At 64.4% G+C, this 606-nt stretch carries 1 protein-coding gene and 1 pseudogene; both read right to left on the minus strand.

Annotated features, from left to right (window positions below; genetic code table 11):
- Positions 1–268: Gfo/Idh/MocA family oxidoreductase (locus EN969_RS34245; RefSeq protein ID WP_164758808.1), on the minus strand; the 268-nt coding region annotated here is incomplete at its 3' end.
- Between the two features lie 2 nt (positions 269–270).
- Positions 271–606 (minus strand): annotated as a pseudogene (locus EN969_RS34250) (ABC transporter permease); the annotation flags it as partial.

The following is a 606-nucleotide window of genomic DNA, read 5'->3' on the forward strand; positions in this document are numbered from 1 at the left end:
CGCGGTGGGCGGCCGCCATTTCGACAAGCGGACGATGGCTGGGCGCGGTGGTGGCGATATCGACGAAGTCCAGGCTTTCGCCGGCAAATAGTTCCGCCGCATCGGTATAGCGCTTCGCAATGCCGAACTGGTCACCGACGATCCGCAACCGTTCCGGGTCACGGTCGCAGATGGCGATGATCGAGGCGCCCGCTATGTCGCGCCAGGCATGCATCTGGTTGACGGCAAAGAAGCCGCAGCCGATCAGCGCTCCCCGCAGTTCCGCCATGCTCAGCCTGCCTTTGCCATCTGCATCAAGGTGACACGTTGCTGAAGCCGGCGCTGTGCCTGGTCGACGACGACGGCGACGATGATGACGAGGCCCTTGATCACCATCTGCCAGAACGAACTCACGCCCATCATCACCAACCCGTCCGAAAGAATGCCGATGACGAAGGCGCCGACGATGGTGCCGCCGATCGTGCCGCGGCCGCCCGACATCGAGGTGCCGCCGAGCACTGCCGCCGCAATGGCGTTGAGCTCGAAGCTTTCGCCCGTCGCCGGATGCGAGGCCATCAGCTCGGACGAGATGATCAGGCCGACGATCGCCGCGCAGAAACCGGAGAA

The sequence above is a fragment of the Mesorhizobium sp. M7A.F.Ca.CA.003.01.2.1 genome (genome assembly GCF_003998945.1).
GTDB lineage: Bacteria > Pseudomonadota > Alphaproteobacteria > Rhizobiales > Rhizobiaceae > Mesorhizobium > Mesorhizobium ciceri.